Source organism: Rhizobium sp. CNPSo 3670, assembly GCF_057784555.1.
On sequence record NZ_JBXSOL010000028.1, the window covers coordinates 30,127 to 51,063 of the forward strand.

At 60.8% G+C, this 20,937-nt stretch carries 18 protein-coding genes and 1 tRNA gene; 9 read left to right on the forward strand and 10 right to left on the reverse strand.

Features of this window, described 5'->3' with window-relative positions:
* Positions 1 to 11 precede the first annotated feature (11 nt).
* A complete protein-coding gene (locus AC13QO_RS23940; protein ID WP_285192669.1) occupies positions 12 to 902 on the reverse strand; it encodes a helix-turn-helix domain-containing protein in 891 nt (296 codons plus the stop codon).
* 118 nt (positions 903 to 1,020) lie between these two features.
* Between AC13QO_RS23940 and pobA the strand changes: the two genes are divergently transcribed.
* From pobA to AC13QO_RS23980, 8 genes are all read left to right on the forward strand, one after another.
* Positions 1,021 to 2,193, forward strand: a complete 1,173-nt coding sequence (gene pobA / locus AC13QO_RS23945) for a 4-hydroxybenzoate 3-monooxygenase (protein WP_488542054.1) — start codon at positions 1,021 to 1,023, stop codon at positions 2,191 to 2,193.
* Positions 2,194 to 2,377: 184 nt separating this feature from the next.
* Positions 2,378 to 3,550, forward strand: a complete 1,173-nt coding sequence (locus AC13QO_RS23950) for an ABC transporter substrate-binding protein (RefSeq protein WP_488542055.1) — start codon at positions 2,378 to 2,380, stop codon at positions 3,548 to 3,550.
* A 67-nt stretch (positions 3,551 to 3,617) separates the two neighbouring features.
* Entirely contained in the window at positions 3,618 to 4,481 is an 864-nt protein-coding gene (locus AC13QO_RS23955) for a branched-chain amino acid ABC transporter permease (protein WP_097597358.1), read from the forward strand.
* A gap of 1 nt (position 4,482) precedes the next feature.
* Positions 4,483 to 5,484, forward strand: a complete 1,002-nt coding sequence (locus AC13QO_RS23960) for a branched-chain amino acid ABC transporter permease (RefSeq protein ID WP_488542056.1) — start codon at positions 4,483 to 4,485, stop codon at positions 5,482 to 5,484.
* Positions 5,481 to 6,245: an ABC transporter ATP-binding protein gene (locus tag AC13QO_RS23965; protein ID WP_488542057.1), complete on the forward strand. Its 765-nt coding sequence runs from the start codon at positions 5,481 to 5,483 to the stop codon at positions 6,243 to 6,245. Before AC13QO_RS23960 ends, AC13QO_RS23965 begins: the two co-directional genes overlap by 4 nt.
* Positions 6,226 to 6,942: an ABC transporter ATP-binding protein gene (locus tag AC13QO_RS23970; protein WP_488542058.1), complete on the forward strand. Its 717-nt coding sequence runs from the start codon at positions 6,226 to 6,228 to the stop codon at positions 6,940 to 6,942. The genes AC13QO_RS23965 and AC13QO_RS23970 overlap by 20 nt, the downstream gene beginning before the upstream one ends.
* A 204-nt stretch (positions 6,943 to 7,146) precedes the next feature.
* Positions 7,147 to 7,977 (forward strand): VCBS domain-containing protein, encoded by an 831-nt coding sequence (locus AC13QO_RS23975; protein WP_488542059.1) that lies wholly within the window; start codon positions 7,147 to 7,149, stop codon positions 7,975 to 7,977.
* 145 nt (positions 7,978 to 8,122) lie between these two features.
* Entirely contained in the window at positions 8,123 to 8,254 is a 132-nt protein-coding gene (locus AC13QO_RS23980; RefSeq protein WP_281064501.1) for a hypothetical protein, read from the forward strand.
* 136 nt (positions 8,255 to 8,390) lie between these two features.
* Here the strand turns inward: AC13QO_RS23980 and AC13QO_RS23985 are convergent.
* Both AC13QO_RS23985 and mnmA read right to left on the reverse strand, forming a co-directional pair.
* Positions 8,391 to 8,467, reverse strand: a tRNA-Met gene (locus AC13QO_RS23985).
* A 136-nt stretch (positions 8,468 to 8,603) separates the two neighbouring features.
* A complete protein-coding gene (mnmA, locus tag AC13QO_RS23990; RefSeq protein WP_488542060.1) occupies positions 8,604 to 9,803 on the reverse strand; it encodes a tRNA 2-thiouridine(34) synthase MnmA in 1,200 nt (399 codons plus the stop codon).
* 455 nt (positions 9,804 to 10,258) lie between these two features.
* Between mnmA and AC13QO_RS23995 the strand changes: the two genes are divergently transcribed.
* Positions 10,259 to 10,525 carry a hypothetical protein gene (locus AC13QO_RS23995; protein ID WP_488542061.1) on the forward strand — a complete coding sequence of 89 codons (267 nt, stop codon included), beginning with the start codon at positions 10,259 to 10,261 and terminating at the stop codon, positions 10,523 to 10,525.
* A 106-nt stretch (positions 10,526 to 10,631) separates the two neighbouring features.
* On the opposite strand, the gene serA is transcribed toward AC13QO_RS23995, so the two are convergent.
* The 7 genes from serA to ybgF form a co-directional block, all read right to left on the reverse strand.
* On the reverse strand, positions 10,632 to 12,227 hold the full coding sequence (gene serA, locus AC13QO_RS24000) for a phosphoglycerate dehydrogenase (RefSeq protein ID WP_488542062.1): 1,596 nt from the start codon (positions 12,225 to 12,227) through the stop codon (positions 10,632 to 10,634).
* A 77-nt stretch (positions 12,228 to 12,304) separates the two neighbouring features.
* Positions 12,305 to 13,483 carry a phosphoserine transaminase gene (locus tag AC13QO_RS24005; protein ID WP_285192658.1) on the reverse strand — a complete coding sequence of 393 codons (1,179 nt, stop codon included), beginning with the start codon at positions 13,481 to 13,483 and terminating at the stop codon, positions 12,305 to 12,307.
* A gap of 190 nt (positions 13,484 to 13,673) precedes the next feature.
* Positions 13,674 to 14,510, reverse strand: coding sequence for an outer membrane protein (locus tag AC13QO_RS24010; RefSeq protein ID WP_285192657.1), 837 nt, complete (start codon positions 14,508 to 14,510; stop codon positions 13,674 to 13,676).
* 257 nt (positions 14,511 to 14,767) lie between these two features.
* Entirely contained in the window at positions 14,768 to 16,120 is a 1,353-nt protein-coding gene (gene glmM, locus AC13QO_RS24015) for a phosphoglucosamine mutase (protein ID WP_011426682.1), read from the reverse strand.
* A gap of 240 nt (positions 16,121 to 16,360) precedes the next feature.
* Positions 16,361 to 18,292 (reverse strand): ATP-dependent zinc metalloprotease FtsH, encoded by a 1,932-nt coding sequence (ftsH, locus tag AC13QO_RS24020; RefSeq protein WP_085779317.1) that lies wholly within the window; start codon positions 18,290 to 18,292, stop codon positions 16,361 to 16,363.
* A gap of 97 nt (positions 18,293 to 18,389) precedes the next feature.
* Positions 18,390 to 19,853 (reverse strand): tRNA lysidine(34) synthetase TilS, encoded by a 1,464-nt coding sequence (tilS, locus tag AC13QO_RS24025; protein WP_488542063.1) that lies wholly within the window; start codon positions 19,851 to 19,853, stop codon positions 18,390 to 18,392.
* An 11-nt stretch (positions 19,854 to 19,864) separates the two neighbouring features.
* On the reverse strand, positions 19,865 to 20,851 hold the full coding sequence (gene ybgF / locus AC13QO_RS24030) for a tol-pal system protein YbgF (RefSeq protein WP_488542064.1): 987 nt from the start codon (positions 20,849 to 20,851) through the stop codon (positions 19,865 to 19,867).
* Between the last annotated feature and the right edge of the window lie 86 nt (positions 20,852 to 20,937).

The following is a 20,937-nucleotide window of genomic DNA, read 5'->3' on the forward strand; positions in this document are numbered from 1 at the left end:
AATGCCGGACCCTATGCCCGTTCAAGCTGAGCTTTTTCGTTCATCCGCCAGACCCGCGGCGTTTCGCCAGTATATTTCAGGAAGAAGCGCGAGAAATAAGCGGGATCAGCAAAGCCAAGGCGAAATCCGATCTCCTGAACGCTGCCGATGGTAAAGACGAGCTGGCGCTTCGCCTCTTCGATCAATTTCCTGGCGATCAGCTCATGCGGGGTGTTTCCCGTCATGGAGCGAACGATACGGGTGAGATGCGTCGACGAAATGCCGAGTTCCCTGGCGTAGAAGGACGCCGGCCTGTGCGATCGAAAATGCTGCTGGATCAGTTCGTCCAGCATCTCCATCCGCCGCTCGTTCTCGTTTGACGGAAGCTCCTGTGCATTTCCTTCATGCGAAATCCGCGCCGTCAGCCGCAACGCCAGCCCGACATAGGCAGCCAACACCTCGTTGCGGCCACCGCGGCGGTTTTCGAATTCGTCGCCGAGCCGCCTCAGCGTCTGCATGACATAGGCAGCCTCGGCGTTATCGGGAGCAAGCGGCGTCAGAAGCGGCATCGCCAGCCACTCGCCCAGCTGGCTTCGCTCGCCTGGCGGGTGGCTAAGATGGGACCTCAATATAGTGATCACCAGGCCGTCGATATCACGTGAGAAGCGAAAGCCGTGATTGAGCCCAGGGGGAACCGTGATGATCGCAGGCGGGCAGATGGCGTGGTTCCTGTTGCCGAAGATCGCATCGCCCGAACCGGCTTCGATGTACAATATCTGAAAGAAGCTCTCGTGGCGGTGAAGCCGAATTTCCCATTGATGCAGGCTGCTGCGGGAGCGAATTGTTTCGCAATGCAACCAGAATTCCGGAGATCGCCCGGTATTTTCGCCATAGAGCTCGTAGGTCGGTATATGCCTGCTCATCGGCTCTCTCCTGTGCCAATGTTCGATAAGTGCAATTTTTCGGTCGGAATGTCCATTGTTGCGGCAATGGCGGCACGGCAGAATCTGACAAAACGCAAAAATGCGAGGGAGGAAGCATTTGCGAACTAAGGTCGCCATCATCGGTTCGGGGCCATCCGGCCTTCTCCTCGGTCAGCTTCTGACCGAAGCTGGAATTGACAACGTCATCATCGACCGCGTGAGCAAGAACTATATCCTCGGCCGCGTCCGTGCCGGCGTGCTGGAGGAAGGCACTGTCGGGCTGTTGGACGAGGCCAAAGCTGGAAGAAGATTGCATGCCGAAGGCTTGCCGCATGACGGCTTCTCGCTAGCCTTCGACGGCCGCGACCATCGCATCGATCTTCACGAATTGACCGGCGGCAGGCGCGTGACCGTTTACGGACAAACCGAGGTGACGCGCGATCTCATGCAGCGGCGGGAAGCTTGTGGCGCCCTTTCGATCTATGATGCCGCCGATGTGGCTCCGCATGATTTCGACGGTGGCTCGCCCTTCGTTACCTACACGAAGGATGGTATCGGCCACCGCATCGATTGCGATTTCATCGCCGGCTGCGACGGCTTTCATGGAATAAGCCGCAGAGCCGTTCCCGAACGGGCGATCCGAAGTTTCGAGAAGGTCTATCCCTTCGGCTGGCTCGGCCTACTCGCCGACGTGGCGCCGGTCAGCCATGAACTGATCTACGCCAACCACCCGAGGGGCTTCGCGCTCTGTTCGATGCGCTCGGCCACGCGCAGCCGCTACTATATCCAGTGCCCGCTTGACGCGAAGATCGAAGACTGGAGCGACGAGCGCTTCTGGGACGAGCTGAGACGGCGCCTGCCGGCCCATCACGCCGAAGCATTGACGACCGCCCCATCCTTCGAAAAATCGATCGCTCCGTTGCGCTCCTTCGTCGCCGAGCCCATGCGTTTCGGACGGCTCTTTCTCGTCGGCGACGCCGCCCATATCGTGCCGCCAACCGGCGCCAAGGGGCTGAACCTTGCAGCTAGCGATGTCCATTACCTGTTCTGCGGGCTGCTCGAGCATTACCGCGAAGGCTCCGACAGCGGCATCGACGCCTATTCGCAGACGGCGCTCGCCCGCGTCTGGAAAGCCGTGCGGTTTTCCTGGTGGATGACGACCATAATGCACCGATTTCCCGATACCGGCGATTTCGATCAGAAGATCCAGGAAGCCGAACTCGACTATCTCACACATTCCCGTGCGGCCTCGACGGTGCTCGCGGAAAACTACGTGGGATTGCCGTTCTGACACGAAGATCGAGCTGAAAGTCGCGCATAGACGCAGCGAACAACGAGTGGTCATGACCACGCAGAACCATAACCGGCAAATCATGTGTTTGGGGATTTATTTCATTTTACATCACCATTTCGCATGACAAGCTAACCAGAAATTCAATACGGCGCTGGAGTACGCCGAAAAGGGAGAGAGAAAAATGAGGAAGCTGTTTCTGGCCGCCGCTGCGGCAATTGTTATGGGCACCAGCGCCTATGCCGACACGATCAAGGTCGGCGTCATCGGGCCGTTCTCCGGTCCCTTCGCGCTCCAGGGCAAGAACTTCAAGGCCGGCATCGAAGCCTATATGGCTGTCAACGGCAACAAGGTCGGCAGCGACGCGGTCGAGATCGTCTACCGCGACGTGCCGCAGGCCGACCCGGCCCAATCCAAGGCGCTGGCGCAGGAACTGATCGTCAAGGAAAAGGTCCAGTATCTCGCCGGCTTCTATTTCACCCCCGACGCCATGGCGGTGACGCCGATTCTGAAGCAGGGCAACGTGCCGATGATTATCATGAACGCCGCCACTTCGGCGATCGTGACCAAGAGCCCGCTCGTGGTGCGCACCTCCTTTACGACGTGGCAAACCTCGACGCCGATCGCCAAGGTCGCTTTCGACGCAGGCGTCAAGAAGGTGATCTCGGTCGTCAGCGATTACGGCCCCGGCATCGACGCCGAGAATGCCTTCAAGGCCGGCTTCGAAAAGGCCGGCGGCCAAGTGGTCGAGGCCATCCGCATGCCGCTTGCCACTAACGACTTCAGCCCGATCATGCAGCGGATCAAGGATTCCGGCGCCGAGGGCGTCTTCGCCTTCTTGCCATCGGGCCCGACGACGCTCGGCTTCGTCAAGGCCTATAACGAGAATGGCCTGAAGGCCGCCGGCATCAAGTTCTTTGCGCCGGGGGATCTGACGCAGGAATCCGATCTGCCGGCGCTTGGCGACGCCGCACTCGGCATCCAGACGACCTTCCACTATGCCGTGTCGCACGACTCGCCAGAGAACAAGGCTTTTGTCGAGGCTGCCGCCAAGGCGATCGGCAACAAGGCTGAACTCTCCTTCCCCTCGGTCAGCGCCTATGACGGCATGTATGTCATCTACAAGATGATCGAGGCGACGGGTGGCAAGCAGGATGCAGAGAAGGCCGTCGACGCGGTCAAGGGCCTTGCCTGGGTGAGCCCGCGCGGCCCGGTCTCGATCGATCCGGAAAGCCGTCACATCACCCAGAACATCTATCTGCGCGAAGTCGCCAAGGCCGATGACGGGACCTACATCAACAAGGAGATCCAGACCTTCGAAAAACAGGGCGATCCGGGCCTCGCGGCGGCCAAATAAGATTGCGGCATCCGGACCGGCGGCGGGCTCGCGCATCGCGCCCGCCGCATCGAAGTAAGGTATTTTCATGCAGACAGTCTTCAGCATCGCCGTCGACGCCTTTGCCTATGGCATGGCGCTCTTCGTGATCTCGATCGGCCTTTCCGTGACCATGGGGCTGATGCGTGTCGTCAACCTGGCGCATGGCGCCTTTGCCATGATCGGAGGCTACATCGCCTCCTATGCCGCCCGTGACCTCGGTCTTAGTTATGCTGTCGCAGTCGTCGCGGCCGTCGTCGTCACGATCATCATCGCAATTCCGCTCGAGCGTTTTCTCTACCGCCGGATCTATGGCGCCCCTGAACTGACCCAGGTGCTGATGACAATCGGCATCACTTTCTGCGTCATCGGCATCGCGAACTACGTGATGGGACCGACGCTGAAGACGATACCGCTTGCCGGCGCCTTGCAGGGATCGGCCGATCTCGGATTCCGCACCATTCCCGTGCACCGGCTTTTCGTCATCTTCTGCGGTCTCGCCGTTGCGCTCGCCCTGTGGTTCGCGATCGAGCGAACGAGCTTCGGGGTCAAGCTGCGCGCCTCCGTCGACGATGCGGCGATGGCTGCCGCACTCGGCGTGCGCACCGAGATCATCTATGCGGTGAGCTTTGCCGTTGCCGTCGGGCTTGCCGCCTTCGGCGGTGTGGTCGGCGCCGAACTGCTGCCGGTCGAACCTTACTACGCGCTGCGCTATATGGTGACCTTCCTCGTCGTCGTCTCCGTCGGCGGCGCCGGCTCCATTCCGGGCGCGCTGATTGCCTGCCTGCTGCTTGGCGCCATCGATACGACGGGACGCTATCTGATGCCGGAATTCGGGGAATTCTTCTTCTATCTCGCCGTGATCGCCATCATCTGCGTCTTCCCGCGCGGCCTTGCCGGAAGGATGAAATAAGATGACGCTCGTCATGAACAACGAAACCGAACGCCTCCGGCATCGGCGCGCAGTGAATGCCGATCTTCTCGGAGTAGCGGTGATCACGGCCATCGCCGCGGTCGGCTATTTCGCCTTTCCGGACAATCTGGCGCTTCTGACGCGGATGATCACGATCGCCCTGCTCGTCCTGTCGCTCGATCTCGTGACCGGTTATTGCGGTGTCGCAACGCTCGGCCATGCCGCGCTGTTCGGCTCAGGCGCCTATGCCGCCGGAATTTTGTCGGCGCATTACGGCATCAACGATCCGCTGCTGATGATGCTTGCAGGCATATCAGGAGGCGCGGTTGCCGGGCTGCTCTGCGGCGCGATCATCCTGCGCGCGCATGGGCTGCCGCAACTCGTGCTGTCGATTGCGCTCGTCCACCTCTTCCATGAATTTGCCAACAAGGCTTCCGCCTGGACGGGAGGCAGCGACGGGCTTTCCGGCATTGCGCCGGACCCGATATTCGGCATTTTCGAATTCGATCTCTACGGCCATACCGCCTTCTTCTTCGGAACGACACTGCTCGTCATCGTCTTCGTGCTGCTGCGATTGCTGGTTCGCTCACCCTTCGGCATGCTCTGCCGCGGCATCCGGCAAGACCCGCTGCGCATCCGCGCCATGGGCGGCTCGCCGAAGGCCGCTCTCATCAAGATGTACGTGATCTCAGGCGCCGTTGCCGGCGTCGGCGGCGCGCTGAATGCGATCTCGACCCAGGTCGTCGGGCTCGACAGCCTGTCCTTCACGCAATCGGCCGAAGCGCTTGTCATGCTCGTGCTCGGCGGCACCGGCTCCCTCTTCGGCGCGCTCTCCGGCACCGTCATCTTCATGCTCTTCGAAGATTATGTCTCGGCGGCCAATCCCTTTCACTGGCTGACCATGGTCGGCGCCCTGCTGATCGCCGTCGTGCTGTTTGCGCCGAAAGGCCTCTACGGAACGGCCGCTGCCTTCATCGGCCGCCGGAAGGAGACGCGCGCATGAGCCCGGTCTTCGAAGTAACCAATCTCAGGAAAGCCTTCGGCGGCCTTGCCGTCACCAATGATGTCTCGCTGGCAATGGCGCCAGGCGACCGCATCGCGCTGATCGGCCCGAACGGCGCCGGCAAGACCACCTTCGTCAACCTCGTCACCGGCAATCTCTCCCCCGATTCCGGCGAGGTTCGCCTCGGCGGCGAGGCGGTGACGAAGGTGGATGCGATCGGCAGGGTCAGACGCGGCCTCGTCCGATCCTTTCAGGTGACGCGGCTCTTTCAGGATATGACGCCCGCCGAACATGTGGGGCTCGCCCTCCTTCAGCGTGACGGAAAGACCCGCAAGATGTTTGGGAATTTCCTCGCCATGCCCGACGTCATGGCGGAGGTCGACGATCTCCTGGGTAAACTCGGGCTGGCCTCGCTGATGCATCGCAGAGTCAGCGAGATCGCCTATGGCCAGCAGCGGCTCCTCGAAATCGCCGTGGCGCTGGCGCTGAGGCCGAAGGTGCTGCTGCTCGACGAGCCTGCGGCCGGCGTGCCGCAAAGCGATACCGGCCGCATCGAACAGGCGCTGGCCGACCTTCCCGCCGATCTCGCCGTCCTGATGATCGAACACGACATGGACCTCGTCTTCCGTTTTGCCAAGCGCGTCATCGTGCTGGCGGCCGGCGCGATCATCTTCGACGGCCTGCCGGCCGATGTCACCAAGGATGCCCGCGTGCGCGAGGCCTATCTCGGGAGCTATGCCAATGCCAGCCCTGTCGCTTGAGGTTGAAAACCTGTCGGCCGGATACGGGCCGACGCGGGTGCTCGAAGGCATCTCCTTCACCGTGCCGGCGGGCGCCCGTCTTGCCGTGCTCGGCCGTAACGGCATGGGCAAGACCACGCTGCTGGCAACGCTTGCCGGCCAGACCAGGCGGTATCAAGGCCAGATCCACCTCGGTGGTTCGGATGTCACCGCAGCACCGAGCGCAATGCGCGCCCATAGGGGTCTCGGCTATGTGCCTCAGACACGCTGCGTCTTTCCGACGTTGACGGTCGAAGAGAACCTTTTCGTCGGTCTGAAGGCGCGGCCGAAGACGGCGCTGGAGGAAGCCTATGCCATGTTCCCGCGCCTGAAGGAGCGCCGCCGAAACCTCGGCAACCAGCTCTCCGGCGGCGAGCAGCAGATGCTTTCAACAGCCCGCACCATTCTCGGACGCCCGTCCGTGCTGTTGCTCGACGAACCGTTGGAGGGCCTGGCCCCCGTGATCTGCGAGGAACTGATGGCGGCCTTCACAGAACTCGCCAAATCAGGCGACATGACGATCCTTCTGGTCGAACAACGCATTCAGAGCGCGCTCGATTTCGCCGATCGGGTCATCATTCTCGAACGCGGCAGGGTGGCCTGGACCGGAACGCCGTCGGACTTGTCGAAGGATCACGAAGCAGTAGAAAGCTTGCTCGGAGTGGGCGGCCTGCATTGAAGCAATCAATGCAGTATATCGTCGGGATCACGTCATCATCAGACTGGCAGACGTCGAAGCCGACGCCTCTACTTGGATATTTGAGCTGCAGAAAATTGCGCCTGTTAGGTTTGACAGCTGAATTGATCTGACGCTCCGTCAATTTCGTTGCCAAGCACCCGAAAGGGTTGCATATTCAAACAATACTTCAGACGGGAGGTGGAAATGGCAAACCACAAGCCGATCGCAGGTGACGTATACCAGCCTATTTTCGATGTCGACAAGCCGATTGACGGCAACATTCTGGACAACACCAGTTACATGGATGCCGACGGAGATCTTGTGCGTCTCAACTTCGTGAACGGGCAGCGAATTCCGCAACCGCCCAATCCGGATGGACCGGCCACGACGACGATCGAGGGAAAGTACGGCACGCTGACCGTCTATTCCAACGGCTATTACACCTATGAACTCGATCCCTCCAATCCGGTGGTATCAGCGCTCGGCCCGGGAGATCAACTCCTCGACCAGTTCAGTTTCAAGATTTCGGACGGTAGAGGCGCTACCGACTTCGGCTTGCTCAATATCGCTGTTGACCTGCCGGAGCGCGGCGACATCTTCGTCAATTTCGAGGATGTCGGCAAACACGATTTCCCCACAGGCTACAAGGGCTTCGATTGGGGCGCCTGGCACGATGGCGATGATGCAACGATACAAAAGGAAGCTGATGGCAATCACTATCTCTCGGGCGGCGTATTCTGGACGCCCATCCAGGCCGCAGATGGCGGCACCTTTCAGATCGAGCAATTCAGCGTGGCAAACGGCACATCAGACTACGACAACGTTCTGACGATCGAAGGCAGGCTGAACGGCGATACCGTGTTCTTGGTCACGGTCGACGTGGCCGCCGACAGCATTCATGACCCGCAAGTGATTGATCTCAGCGCCTATGGGCTGATCGACTATCTCATACTCGACACCGAACCCGTCATCACCGAAACGAGCGGGCCTGATTATTATGGCGCGCAATACGACAATTTTTACTTTGTCGTTTGAGAATGGGGGAGGCGTCGGGTTCCCGAAGGCTTTCCCAGCTTACCGAGCGGCTTTTCTAGTAGCGATTTCTTGCGATAGCTGATCGACCTCCACCCTGCTAGCCTTCGATCGTGCGGAGGAGCACGATCATACTCGGATGGAGGAAATGATGCAGTCAGTAGGGGTTAAGTTAGCGGCGGTGATGTTCTCACTGGCCGTATGGGCTGCTATCATCGCTGCCGCATCCCATCTCTACGCGATGAAAATGCCGCTGTTGCATTTAGCGCTCTACAGATAACTGTTCTTGGGCGTAGCGTTGAGCCTGAACTGTTTTGTTCGCCTGCCGCAGCGTTTGGAGCTGGAATGTGCTACCGCGCCCGCGTGATGCCGCTCAATATCGAGCCGCAAGGAACACAAATTCTTTAACAAAGAGATGGTAGCGGAGGAGGGATTTGAACCCCCGACACAAGGATTATGATTCCTCTGCTCTGACCTACTGAGCTACTCCGCCACTGGTCAAACGATACCTGCTCGCGAAGCGCTGCGGGCTCGTGGGATGAGCGGCTTATAAGGTGCGCTTCGGCTCTGTGTCAAGCGCAGGATGGAGAAAAACGCTGAGCTTTACCGCCCGTCGTTTCCGATGGGTTTCAGGCGGCGACGGGGCCGGCCAGCAGAGCCTTCAGCGAGGCTTCGGCCGAAGGTTCGCGTTCGGAGCGTTCGATAAAACCGCCACCGAAGACGCGGGCGTCGTCGCCGGGCGCCGAATAAAGCGCGCAGGCTTGCCCCGGCGCGATGCCCGCCTCGCCGACGGTCAGATCGACATAGGTGCCTGTCGCATCGATATGCAGTACGGCAGGCGCCGGTGCCCGCGTCGAACGGACCTTGGCGTAGCAGGCGAAACCTTCGCCGGCAGCGGCTTCTGCGAGCGGGACGTCGCCCAGCCAATTGACGTCGCGCAAATAGACGCGGTGCGTTTCCAGCGCCTCTTTTGGACCGACGATGACGCGGCGCGAGCGGGCATCGAGATAGACGACGTAGAGTGGCTCGCCCGTGGCGATGCCGATGCCGCGGCGCTGGCCGATGGTGAAATGCAGGATGCCTTCATGGTGTCCCAGCACGCGGCCGTCGAGATGGACGATTTCGCCGGCGAGCGCCGCATTCGGCTTCAGTTTGGTGATGATGTCGGAATATTTGCCCTGCGGCACGAAGCAGATGTCCTGGCTGTCGGCCTTCTTCGCGACGACGAGGCCCATTTCTTCGGCAAGTCGGCGGGTCTCGGCCTTCGGCAGGCCGCCCAGGGGAAAGCGGAGATAGTCGATCTGCTCCTGCGTCGTGGCGAACAGGAAATAGCTCTGGTCGCGGTCGGCATCGGCCGGACGGAATAGCGCGCGGCGGCCGGGATGTTCAGACGAGGGGTTCGGTCGCGAACGGATATAGTGGCCGGTCGCCAGCGCGTCGGCGCCGAGCTCCTTCGCCGTTGCCAGAAGGTCGGCGAACTTGACGGTCTGGTTGCAGGAAACGCAGGGGATCGGCGTTTCGCCGGCTACATAGCTTTCCGCGAAAGGATTGATCACCGTTTCGCGAAAGCGCTTCTCGTAGTCGAGCACATAATGCGGAATGCCGAGCGTTTCGCAGACACGGCGGGCGTCGTCGATATCCTGGCCGGCGCAGCAGGAGCCGGCACGGTGAACAGCGGCGCCGTGATCGTAGAGCTGCAGCGTGATGCCAAGCACATCGTAACCCTGCTGCTTGAGAAGGCCGGCCACGACCGAGGAATCGACGCCGCCCGACATGGCGACGACAACGCGGGTCTCTTCCGGCTTCTTATCAAAATCCAGTGTGTTCAACGGTGGTGCCAAATTCTGCGCGCTCATAACCCGCCCTTGCGCTGCAATTGCGGCGGATTGCTGATCTCAGGCGGGATCGGCCGCCTTCTGGGTAAGCGACCGATATAGAAAGGATTGCAGCAGGACGCAAGGGGAGCCGATCGTTTCGCAATCGCGTCACAAAGGAAGGCGCGGCCGAAGTCACGCCTTGGAAGCGGGGTGCGGCTCAGGTGCCGATCAGCTTGTTGCAGGCGAATGCGATGCCTGGATTGGCCATGGCAACAGACACGATCGCCAGTCCGATTATCGAGAATGAATAGCGTTTCACATCATCCTCCATTTCAGCCCATATGAATTAACTCAAAATAACGCATGCTTGAGCATCAACTGACAATTAATTATCACCCTATGGAACTATTCCGTCGATCATGCGTTGCAAGTAATCAATGTCGCAATCGAATGCTGCGGAGGGTTTGATGGCCAGGTTCGGCACGACGACAGATTACAGCAGGATCAGAGATTGGATCGAGGCGCGCGGCGGTCATCCCGCCCGGATCAAGGATGCGAGGGATAGCGAAACTGTTCGCGTCGATTTCTCGGCGGACTCACGGGAGGAGATCTCCTGGGACGAGTTCTTCCAGGGTTTTGACGGAAGCAGACTCGCCTTCCTTCACCGCACGAAGGCCGAGGACGACAGAGCCCGCTTCGGCAAGATGGTCCGCCGCAAACGCCGGCACCACTGAAAATCATCTTTCCCCAACGTAGAAAACTCGGCGCCGTTTCCGGCACCGGCTTTTCCATGTTTTCCTTGGGAGGAGGAAACCAGAGCAGGTCGCGCCGCGACGCGCTTTAGTCGATGTTGAAGGTCAGCAGCTTTGCCTGCCGGATCGCCTGATGCGCCGTCAGCTGCGCGAGGACGCCATCATCCACCTCGCCGTCGACATAGAGCAGCGCAATGGCGTCGCCACCCTGCTTGTCGCGGCCAAGCTGGAAGTTGGCGATGTTGACGCCGGCAGTGCCGAGCGTCGTACCGATGAAGCCGATCATGCCGGGGACGTCGGTATTGGTGATGTAGATCATGTGCGAGCCGACATCGGCATCGAGATTGATGCCCTTGATCTGAATGAAGCGCGGCTTGCCATCCGAAAACACCGTGCCGGCGACGGAGCGCGTCATACTTTCGGTCGTCACCGTCAGCTTGATATAGCCGTCGAAGACGCCCGTCTTGTCGCGCTTGACCTCGGAGAGCACGATGCCCTTTTCCTTGATCATGATCGGCGCGGAAACCATGTTGACGTCGGCGACCTGCGGACGGATCAGGCCGGCAAGCACCGCGCTCGTCAGCGCCCGCGTGTTCATGTTGGCGGTGACGCCGTCATAGAGGATTTCGATTTCCTTGATTGGCTCTTCGGTGACCTGGCCGACAAAGGCGCCGAGAACGTCGGCAAGCCGGATGAACGGCTTCAGGATCGGCGCCTCTTCCGCGGTGATCGACGGCATGTTGATGGCGTTGGAGACGGCACCGTTGACGAGGTAATCCGACATCTGTTCGGCGACCTGCAGGGCGACGTTTTCCTGCGCTTCGGTCGTCGAAGCGCCGAGATGCGGCGTGCAGACGACGTTCGGCAGGCCGAAGAGCGGGCTTTCCTTGGCGGGCTCGACCTCGAAGACATCGAAGGCAGCGCCGGCGACGTGGCCTGATTTGATGGCTTCGGCAAGGGCTGCCTCATCGACGAGGCCGCCGCGGGCGCAGTTGATGATGCGCACGCCGGGCTTGGTCTTGGCCAGCGCTTCCTTGTTGAGGATGCCGCGCGTCTTGTCGGTCATCGGCACGTGCAGCGTGATGAAATCGGCGCGGGCGAAAAGCTCGTCGAGCTCGACCTTGGTGACGCCCATCTCCTCGGCGCGCTCCTTGGACAGGAACGGGTCATAGGCGACGACATGCATTTTCAGGCCGATAGCGCGGGCGCAGACGATCGAGCCGATATTGCCGGCGCCGATGACGCCGAGCGTCTTGCCGGTGATTTCGACGCCCATGAATTTCGACTTTTCCCACTTGCCGGCCTGCGTCGAGGTATCGGCCGCAGGCAGCTGGCGGGCGACGGCGAACATCAGCGCGATTGCGTGTTCGGCCGTGGTGATGGAATTGCCGAAGGGCGTGTTCATGACGATGATACCGCGGCGCGAGGCGGCCGGGATATCGACATTGTCGACGCCGATGCCGGCGCGGCCGATGACCTTGAGATTCGTCGCCCCTGCGATGATCTTTTCCGTCACTTTGGTGGCGGAGCGGATGGCAAGGCCGTCATATTTGCCGATGACTTCGAGCAGACGATCTTTGTCTTTACCGAGCTGCGGCTCGAAATCGACTTCGACGCCACGGTCGCGGAAGATCTGGACAGCGGTTTCCGACAATTCGTCGGATACGAGAACGCGAGGTGCCATTGTGGCCTCCTTCAAAAGTGTTCAGCGATGATTGAAATCAGGGGCTCCGCCCTATAGCGGGGCCGGATGCGATCACGTCAGGCAGCGGCCTGAGCGAGCTGCGCCTTCTGGGTTTCGAAAGCCCAGGAAAGCCAGGGCATCAGCTTCTGCATGTCGGATGCCTCGATCGTGGCGCCGGCCCAGATGCGCAGGCCTGACGGCGCGTCGCGGTAATGGCCGATGTCATAGGCGACACCTTCCTTTTCCAGGAGCCCGACGAGGCCCTTGGCGAAATTCGCCTGGCTGTCGTCATCGAGCGCGGTGATGTCCTTGTCGACGATCTTCAGGCAGACGGAGGTGTTGGAGGCCGTTTCCGCCTTGACGGCGAGATTGGCGATCCAGTCGTTCGCCGCGACGAAATCGTGGATGACCTTGGCATTGGCGTCGGCACGAGCAATCAGCGTCTGGAGACCGCCGATCTCCTTGGCCCAGAGCAGCGCATCGATATAGTCCTCGACGCAGAGCATCGAAGGCGTATTGATCGTCTCGCCCTGGAAGATGCCTTCGGTCAGCTTGCCGCCCGAGGTCATGCGGAAGATCTTCGGCAGCGGCCAGGCGGGCGTGTAGGTGGTGAGACGCTCGACGGCCCGCGGCGAGAGAATGATGACGCCATGGGCGCCCTCACCGCCCAGCACCTTCTGCCAGGAGAAGGTGACGACGTCGAGCTTGGCGAAATCGAGCTCCTGGGCAAAAGCGGCCGAGGTGGCGTCGCAGATCGTCAGACCCTTGCGGTCCGCAGGAATGAAATCGGCATTCGGCACGCGCACGCCCGAGGTCGTGCCGTTCCAGGTGAAGACGACGTCGCGGTCGAAATCGACGGCGGATAGATCGGGAAGCTCGCCGTAGCCCGCTTCGAGCTTGCGCACATCCTTGAGCTTCAGCTGTTTGACCACATCGGTGACCCAGCCGGCGCCGAAGCTCTCCCAGGCGAGCATGTCGACGCCGCGTTCGCCGAGCAGCGACCAGAGCGCCATTTCGACGGCACCGGTGTCGGAAGCCGGCACGATGCCGATCCGGTAATCCGCCGGCACTTCGAGAATTTCACGGGTAAGGTCGATGGCCTGCTTGAGCTTGGACTTGCCGACCTTCGCGCGGTGCGAACGGCCGAGGGCCGCGTCGGAAAGGGCTTCGAGCGACCAACCGGGGCGCTTCGAGCAGGGGCCAGAAGAAAAATGGGTATTGTGCGGACGGATGTCCGGCTTTGCGGTCTTCGCCATGATGCTATCCTCTCAGATAGAAAGCCCTTCGTTGGGGAAGGGTGTCCCGCCGCCGTGTGTATGGATCGGAAGCGTCATAGTCAAGATCGAAGTGTCGCAAGCTGTAGATATTTTGACGCAGGCAGGGTGGCGAAAAAATGAAAAAGCCGCCCGGCGCGAGGGCGGCTTTCTGATGCGATTGTTGATCGGCCTACTTGTAGACCGGCTGCTGCAGCGGGATTGCCGGCGGCTCGTAGGCGACCGGCTGAGCGCAGCCACCGAAGAGGTAGCGGGCGCCCACGCGGGCTTCATGGGCGTTGAGGCCCCTGTCGCGGCCCGGGCCGCCATTATCGGCGTAGCCGAACATATTGCCGCCGTCGATATGCAGATAGCGGTAACCGACGTCGGCCTTGATGTTGCAGGTCACATCGATCGAGGCGCCGGCCATAAGCGCATAGGTGAAGCGCCAGTTGCCCTTGCCGCCATGGGTCACCTCATCGTCGCAGAAGCTGCCGTCATCGGCGCAGGCGACGTTGCGCAGGTTTTTCCACTTGACGTAAGAACCGCCGATACCGGCGCCGACATAGGGCGTCACATAGCCGTAGGTGCCGAGATCGACATAGGCGTTGGCCAGTAGCGTATAGGCGGTCAGCGAAGAGCGGTCGCTCGAGGTGCAATCCACCAGCGGGAAGCCGCACTGCCCGGATGTCGAGCCCTTGAAATCCGCCTGGGTGAGATAGTCGAAAGTCAGATCGGTGCGCAGATAGCTGTTGATCTGGTAACCGACACCGCCACCAACCGTCCATGCGTCATCGAGATCGGCGTCGTCAAAATTGACCTCCGTGGCGTTGCTGCCTTGGAAATAGCGCGCGCCGCGCAGATCTGTGAAAGCATAACCGACATCGCCGCGCAGATACCACCCGGTCGCTTCGCTGACGGTCACCTCCGGCGGCTGCTCCGGAATGGGCTCGGCAGGGGCGAGATCCGCAGAATAGGCATTTGTCGCTATCAAAAATGCGGCGAAGATGCCGGATAAGCTTCTTTTCATGGATTCCACTCCAAAATCCCGTTGCGTCGGCAAGCTCCGTCGCTGCCAATCTGATACGCTTTGCATGGATAATGAATGGGAAACGTTAAAAGCTGCTTAACCAAGCTTGTTTACTTTGATTTCAAGCATCTCGGCCGCATGAAACAGAAGATCGACCGCGTCGTGAAATGATTTGCGCAGAGATACATGCCACCCGCGTACGCAACAAAAAAGCCGGCGCTCACGCACCGGCCTTTTGATCGTCTGTTCTTGCAGGGTCAGGCAGCGGTCCGGACATTGGAGATCGTGCCGATCAGCTCGTTGACGATACGCTCGATCTGGGCGCGGTCGTCGCCCTCGGCCATGACGCGGATCAGCGGCTCGGTGCCGGAAGGCCGGATGACGAGGCGGCCGTTTCTGGCGAGCTCGGCTTCGGCATCGGCGATCGCCTTCTGCACCTGAATATCCTCCAGCGGCTTGCCACCGCTGATGCGGACATTGCGCAGGAGCTGCGGCACCGGCTCGAAGCGGCGGCAGACCTCACTGACAGTGCGGCCGGTGCGCTTGACCGCGGCAAGGATCTGCAGCGCCGCGACCAGACCGTCCCCCGTCGTCCCGTAATCCGAAAGCACGATATGGCCCGATTGCTCGCCGCCGACATTGTAATTGTGCTGGCGCATATGCTCGACAACGTAGCGGTCGCCGACCTTCGTGCGGGCAAGCGCCATGCCGCGTTCGTCGAGGAAACGCTCGAGGCCGAGATTGGACATGACGGTGGCGACGATGCCGTTACCGCGCAGTTGCTGGCTCTCGGCCCAGCTCTCGGCGATGACGGCCATCAGCTGGTCGCCGTCGACGATCGAACCGTTCTCATCGATAATGATGACGCGGTCCGCGTCGCCGTCGAGCGCGATGCCGATATCGGCGCGAACCTCGTCGACTTTCTTCTGCAATGCGACGGGGCTGGTGGAACCGCAATTGAGATTGATATTGGTGCCGTTCGGTTCGTTGCCGATGGTGACGACATCGGCGCCGAGTTCCCAGAGCACGGCGGGCGCCACCTTGTAGGCAGCACCATTGGCGCAATCGATCGCCACCCTCAGTCCCTGCAGCGTCACGTCGCGCGGCAGCGTGCGCTTAGCATGTTCGATATAACGGTCATGCACGCCGTCGACGCGCTTGGCCCGGCCGATATCGTCGGATTTGGCAAGCTGCGCGTTCAGGTCCTTTTCGAGCAGGTCCTCGATCTCGGCCTCGATGTCGTCCGACAGCTTGTAACCGTCGGGACCAAACAGCTTGATGCCGTTATCTTCATAAGGATTGTGCGAAGCAGAGATCATTACGCCGATATCGCAGCGCAGCGAACGCGTCAGCATGGCGACGGCAGGCGTCGGGATCGGGCCTAGAATGAAGGCGTCGAGGCCCGCAGCCGTAAAGCCTGCCACCATCGCATTCTCAAGCATATAGCCGGAAAGGCGCGTATCCTTACCGATGACGACGCGATGACGGTGGTTGCCCCGGCGGAAGATCGTGCCGGCGGCGATGCCGACCCGCATGGCAAGATCCGGCGTCATCGGGAAGACGTTGGATTGACCGCGAATACCGTCCGTACCGAAATAGCGTCTTTTCATCTGCACTCCTGCGCTTTGGCGCGCCATTCAAGGCAGCGCATCGTTCCAAGCAAATCCGGCTTCAATGGATTGTCGTCAGTCCAGGAGCGTGATTCATGCTTGCTTCTCTTCAGCGGAATGCCACAAATTGTGGCAATCGGCACGTAAATTAGCGAGAAAAATGATTATATCCCGTTACCAATGAAAAAGGCCGGATCTCCCATCGCGGAAATCCGGCCTTTTTCGAGATCGTGTCGCAGCTCAATGCGGCTGCGGTTCAAGGCCGCCTTCGGGCTCATCGCCCTTGGTGGCTGGCCGCACCCCAGCCTTCGGAACGGCCGATCCGCGGCTCGGCGGAGAATCGTCGCCGAGGTCGCGGGAGGGCTTCTCGCCCCGGATCAGCGCCTTGATCTCATCGCCGGTCAGCGTCTCGTACTCAAGCAGGCCTTCGGCAAGCGCGACAAACTCATCGTGCTTTTCCGTTAGGATCGTGCGGGCCTGGTCGTAGGCTTCGTCGATCAGGCGTCGCACTTCATTGTCGATCTTCTGCGCGGTCGCTTCCGAAACATTCTTCGACTGCGAAACCGAGTGACCGAGGAAGACTTCCTGCTGGTTCTCGCCATAGGCGACCTGACCGAGCTGGTCGGAGAAGCCCCACTGCGTGACCATGGCGCGGGCAAGCTTGGTCGCCTGCTCGATGTCGGAGGAGGCGCCCGATGTTATGTTCTCCTTGCCGAAGGTGAGCTCCTCGGCGACGCGCCCGCCCATCATGATGCAGAGGCGCGAGACCATCCATTTGTAGCTCATCGAGTAGCGATCGCCCTCGGGAAGCTGCATGACCATGCCGAGCGCACGGCCGCGGGGAATGATCGTCGCCTTGTGCAAGGGATCGGCAACAGCAACGTTCAGCGCGGTGATGGCGTGGCCGGCCTCGTGATAGGCGGTCAGCTTCTTCTCCGCTTCGGTCATTGCCGAGGAACGGCGCTCGGCGCCCATCATGATCTTGTCCTTGGCGTCCTCGAACTCCTGCATGGTGACGACGCGCTTGTTGCGACGGGCAGCCATCAGGGCGGCTTCGTTGACGAGGTTCATCAGATCGGCGCCGGAGAAACCGGGCGTGCCGCGGGCGAGAACCTTCAGATCGACATTCGGCGCCAGCGGAACGTTGCGGGCATGCACTTTGAGAATGCGCTCACGGCCGACGATGTCGGGATTCGGCACGACGACCTGGCGGTCGAAACGGCCGGGGCGCAGCAGCGCGGGATCGAGAACGTCAGGGCGGTTGGTGGCAGCGATCAGGATCACGCCTTCATTCGCCTCGAAGCCGTCCATTTCGACGAGCAACTGGTTCAGCGTCTGCTCGCGTTCATCATTGCCGCCGCCGAGACCGGCGCCGCGATGGCGGCCGACGGCATCGATTTCGTCGATGAAGATGATGCAGGGCGCATTCTTCTTCGCCTGCTCGAACATGTCGCGCACACGGCTTGCACCGACGCCGACGAACATCTCGACGAAGTCGGAACCGGAAATGGTGAAGAAGGGCACGTTGGCTTCGCCGGCGACCGAGCGGGCGAGCAGCGTCTTACCGGTGCCAGGAGGGCCGACCAGCAGCACACCGCGCGGGATCTTGCCGCCGAGACGCTGGAACTTCTGCGGATCACGCAGGAATTCGACGATTTCCTCGAGATCCTGCTTGGCCTCGTCGACGCCGGCGACGTCTTCAAAGGTAACGCGGCCATGCGCTTCCGTCAGGAGCTTGGCCTTGGATTTGCCGAAACCCATCGCGCCGCGCGAGCCGCCCTGCATCTGCCGCATGAAAAACAGCCAGACGCCGAGAATGAGAAGCATCGGCAACAACGTGCCGAGATAGCTCAAAAAACCCGAAGAACCATCCGTTTCGGGACGGGCGGAGACCAGCACATTCTTCTGCTGCAGGCGATCGAGCAGGCTGTCGTCGATGACAGGCGAATAGGTCTGGAAGGTGGAGCCATTTTCAACATAGCTTCCGGAAACCCGGTTGCCCGTGACCACGACTTCCTTCACACGGCCCGCATCAACCTCACGCAGAAACTGCGAATAAGGGATATCGCGGGAGCCCGTCTGCGCCGGCGCCGTCTGAAACATGCTGAAAAGGGCGATCAGCAAAAGCGCGATGATCGCCCACAATGCGAAATTACGTAAGTTAGGGTTCATTGAACTCCCCAGCACTGCAACAGCCGCCTCGTGGCGACCGTCTTATTAGGTTCTAACATAGGGTTGCCCCGCGCTATTGCCAAGGCAATCCCCCAAGTCAGATGGTTTTTCCGTCAATACTTCTTAAAGGCAGCCCCGCATAGGGCGCCATCGCGAAAACCGCCGAAAGCCTGTCGGCAAAGATGAAATCAAATCGTGTCAAAAAGCGGTCGAAGGGTGCGAAATAAGGCGTCAGTTCAACCATTGAAGCGGATTCTGGAGATAAATAGGCTCCATCTGAGGATAAGGCAGGCGCCGACGCGATTGCGCGTTTCCATGCGGATGTGGGAAGCTCCCTGCCGCGCCCTTCCTCATTCCTGTGCTCGTCACAGGGATCCAGCGCGCCCAAGCCCTTGGACGCAGAAGACTCGTTACGCATCGGTGAGTCATTCACCGCGCCGACGCGCGGTGGCTGGATTCCTGTGACGGGCACAGGAAGGAGGGAGGAGCGCGCGGCCTGAGCTTCCACCCTCATGGTCGTTCCTAACCGGTTTTCAACACGGAACCTGCCGTCCCAAACCCCAGTCTCCCCCGGCTGTAATACCAGCGGCACCATCCCTCGGTGCTCGCGCGCCAGATAAAGCCCGTCGCGCCTCAGATCGAACACCACTCTGCCGGCGGTCATCCGTCCCGGCGCGCTGCTACCGGCGGCGAATGCGAGAATACGTTCCATCTTCACCCTGCCCGGCGCGAATTGCTGCCCGCCGAATACCGCCGTCAGGCGGCCGAGCGTATAGTCGAGGACCGCACGGTCCTGCCGCAACCCGCCAAGCATCACCTGCCCAAGCACGCCGCCGTGAAGCTGGAAATGGCGATCCAGCCATTCGGCGGCTCGAGACGAGAGAGTGAGCCGCTCCGCCCAGGCGGCGCGTATATCCTTCTCCACAGATGTATGGGCTAAAAGTTGCCGGCGCATCCGCACACGCTCGTAATTCGTATCCTCATTGCTCGGATCGTCGATCCACCGCACGCCCCGCGACCGCAGGAAAGAGCGGATATCCATCCGAGTGGAAAATAGAAGCGGGCGCAAAATCCAGAATCGCCGGTCGAAAAGCACGGCATCGGCAATACCGGTCGAAACCTGCTCCGTTCGCATGCCACGCATGGCAAGCGTTTCGCGCTGGTCGTCCAGCGTATGGCCGGTGACGATGAGGTTGGCGCCGAGCGCTTCGGCTGCCTGGGCTAGCAGGCTGTAACGGGCCTCGCGTGCCGCGGCCATGATGCCGGTTTTCGGTTTTTCGCCCCGCCATGTGGCGCTCATATGGGGAATGCCGAGGGCTGCACAGAGGGCTGCGACCTCTCGCGCCTCGTCTGCGGAACCGGCACGCAGCGCGTGGTCGACGGTCGCGGCACAAAGGGAAATTTCAAGATGGGGCGCGGCCTTCACGACTTCATCGAGGAGGAGAAGCAGGCCGGTGGAATCGCTGCCGCCAGAGATCGCGACGAGAATGCGCGCAGGACTTCGAAGCGATGCGAGAAACTGGCGGATCGCCTGTCGAGGCGATGCGGCGTCCGGAGACATTCCGGAAGACCTCAGCAGGCGAGGCGTTTCTGTTCGCTCGCAACCTTGCTTATGACGGCGCGTGACGCCTTCGGATAACGCTTCGAGACTTCGCGCAGGGTCGCGCAGGCGGTTTCCTTGTTGTCAAGGGCAGCAAGCGACATGCCAAGCTTCAACAGCATTTCCGGCGCCTTTTCTGAGCTGCCGTATTTCTGATGTGCGTTGAGGAAAGTCTTGGCCGCCTCGTTATATTTGCCCTGCGAATAGAGCGCTTCGCCGAGCCAGAAATTGGCGTCCGCCGCGCGTGCGCTGCTCGGGTAACGGGCGATGTACTGATTGAATTCCTGCTCGGCCGTGCCGTAATCGCCCGAGAGCACGTGGCCATATGCTGACTTATACTGATCCGCCTCGCCGCCGAGCGAGGCCGTCTGCTGCGGCGTGCCGCTGTTGGCAGTGGGAACCGGGCCGGAACCGATGGTGGCTTTTTCATCGACGCTTCCGCCGATCGCATTGCCGTTCTGGTCGAACTCGATCGAGCCGAGCTGCTTCGGCGGCTGGCCCAGGCCGGTATTGGCAGGCACATCGGTGGAGGGAGCCGTTTCGGCCCCCTGCGGTGCTTGAATCACTCTGGCGACGTCGTCGCTGCCGGACGCTGCCGGAGCGGGATCGGTCTCGCTCTTTTTGACCGGAGCCTTGGCGCCGCCACCGCTACCGTTTTTTTCGAGCTGCTGGAAGCGGAATTCATTGTCTTCCTGCTGCTTTCGGATCGTCTCCTGCATCTGCAGAAGCTGAAAGCTCATCTCCTCGATTCGGCCATTCAGCTGCCGCATCTGCTCTTCGAGCTGCTGTACGCGGATTTCCGCGTCTCCGCTCTGCACCTTGACGACGGGCGGGGCCGGCTGCTGTTCCGCGGATCGGCCGCCGAGATGCAGCCCGAAGAACGAGGCCGAATAAGCCGTCCGTTCGCTCCCGGTGATAGCCGCCAGGCACAGCATGCCTGCCACGACAAGTTTCTTCATATGTATCGTCCTGTCCCAGTGATTCTTCGCGCCATGAGGCACGAACAGGAGATTTTTCCAATTGCTGTCAAAAAGCAACGGAGTCT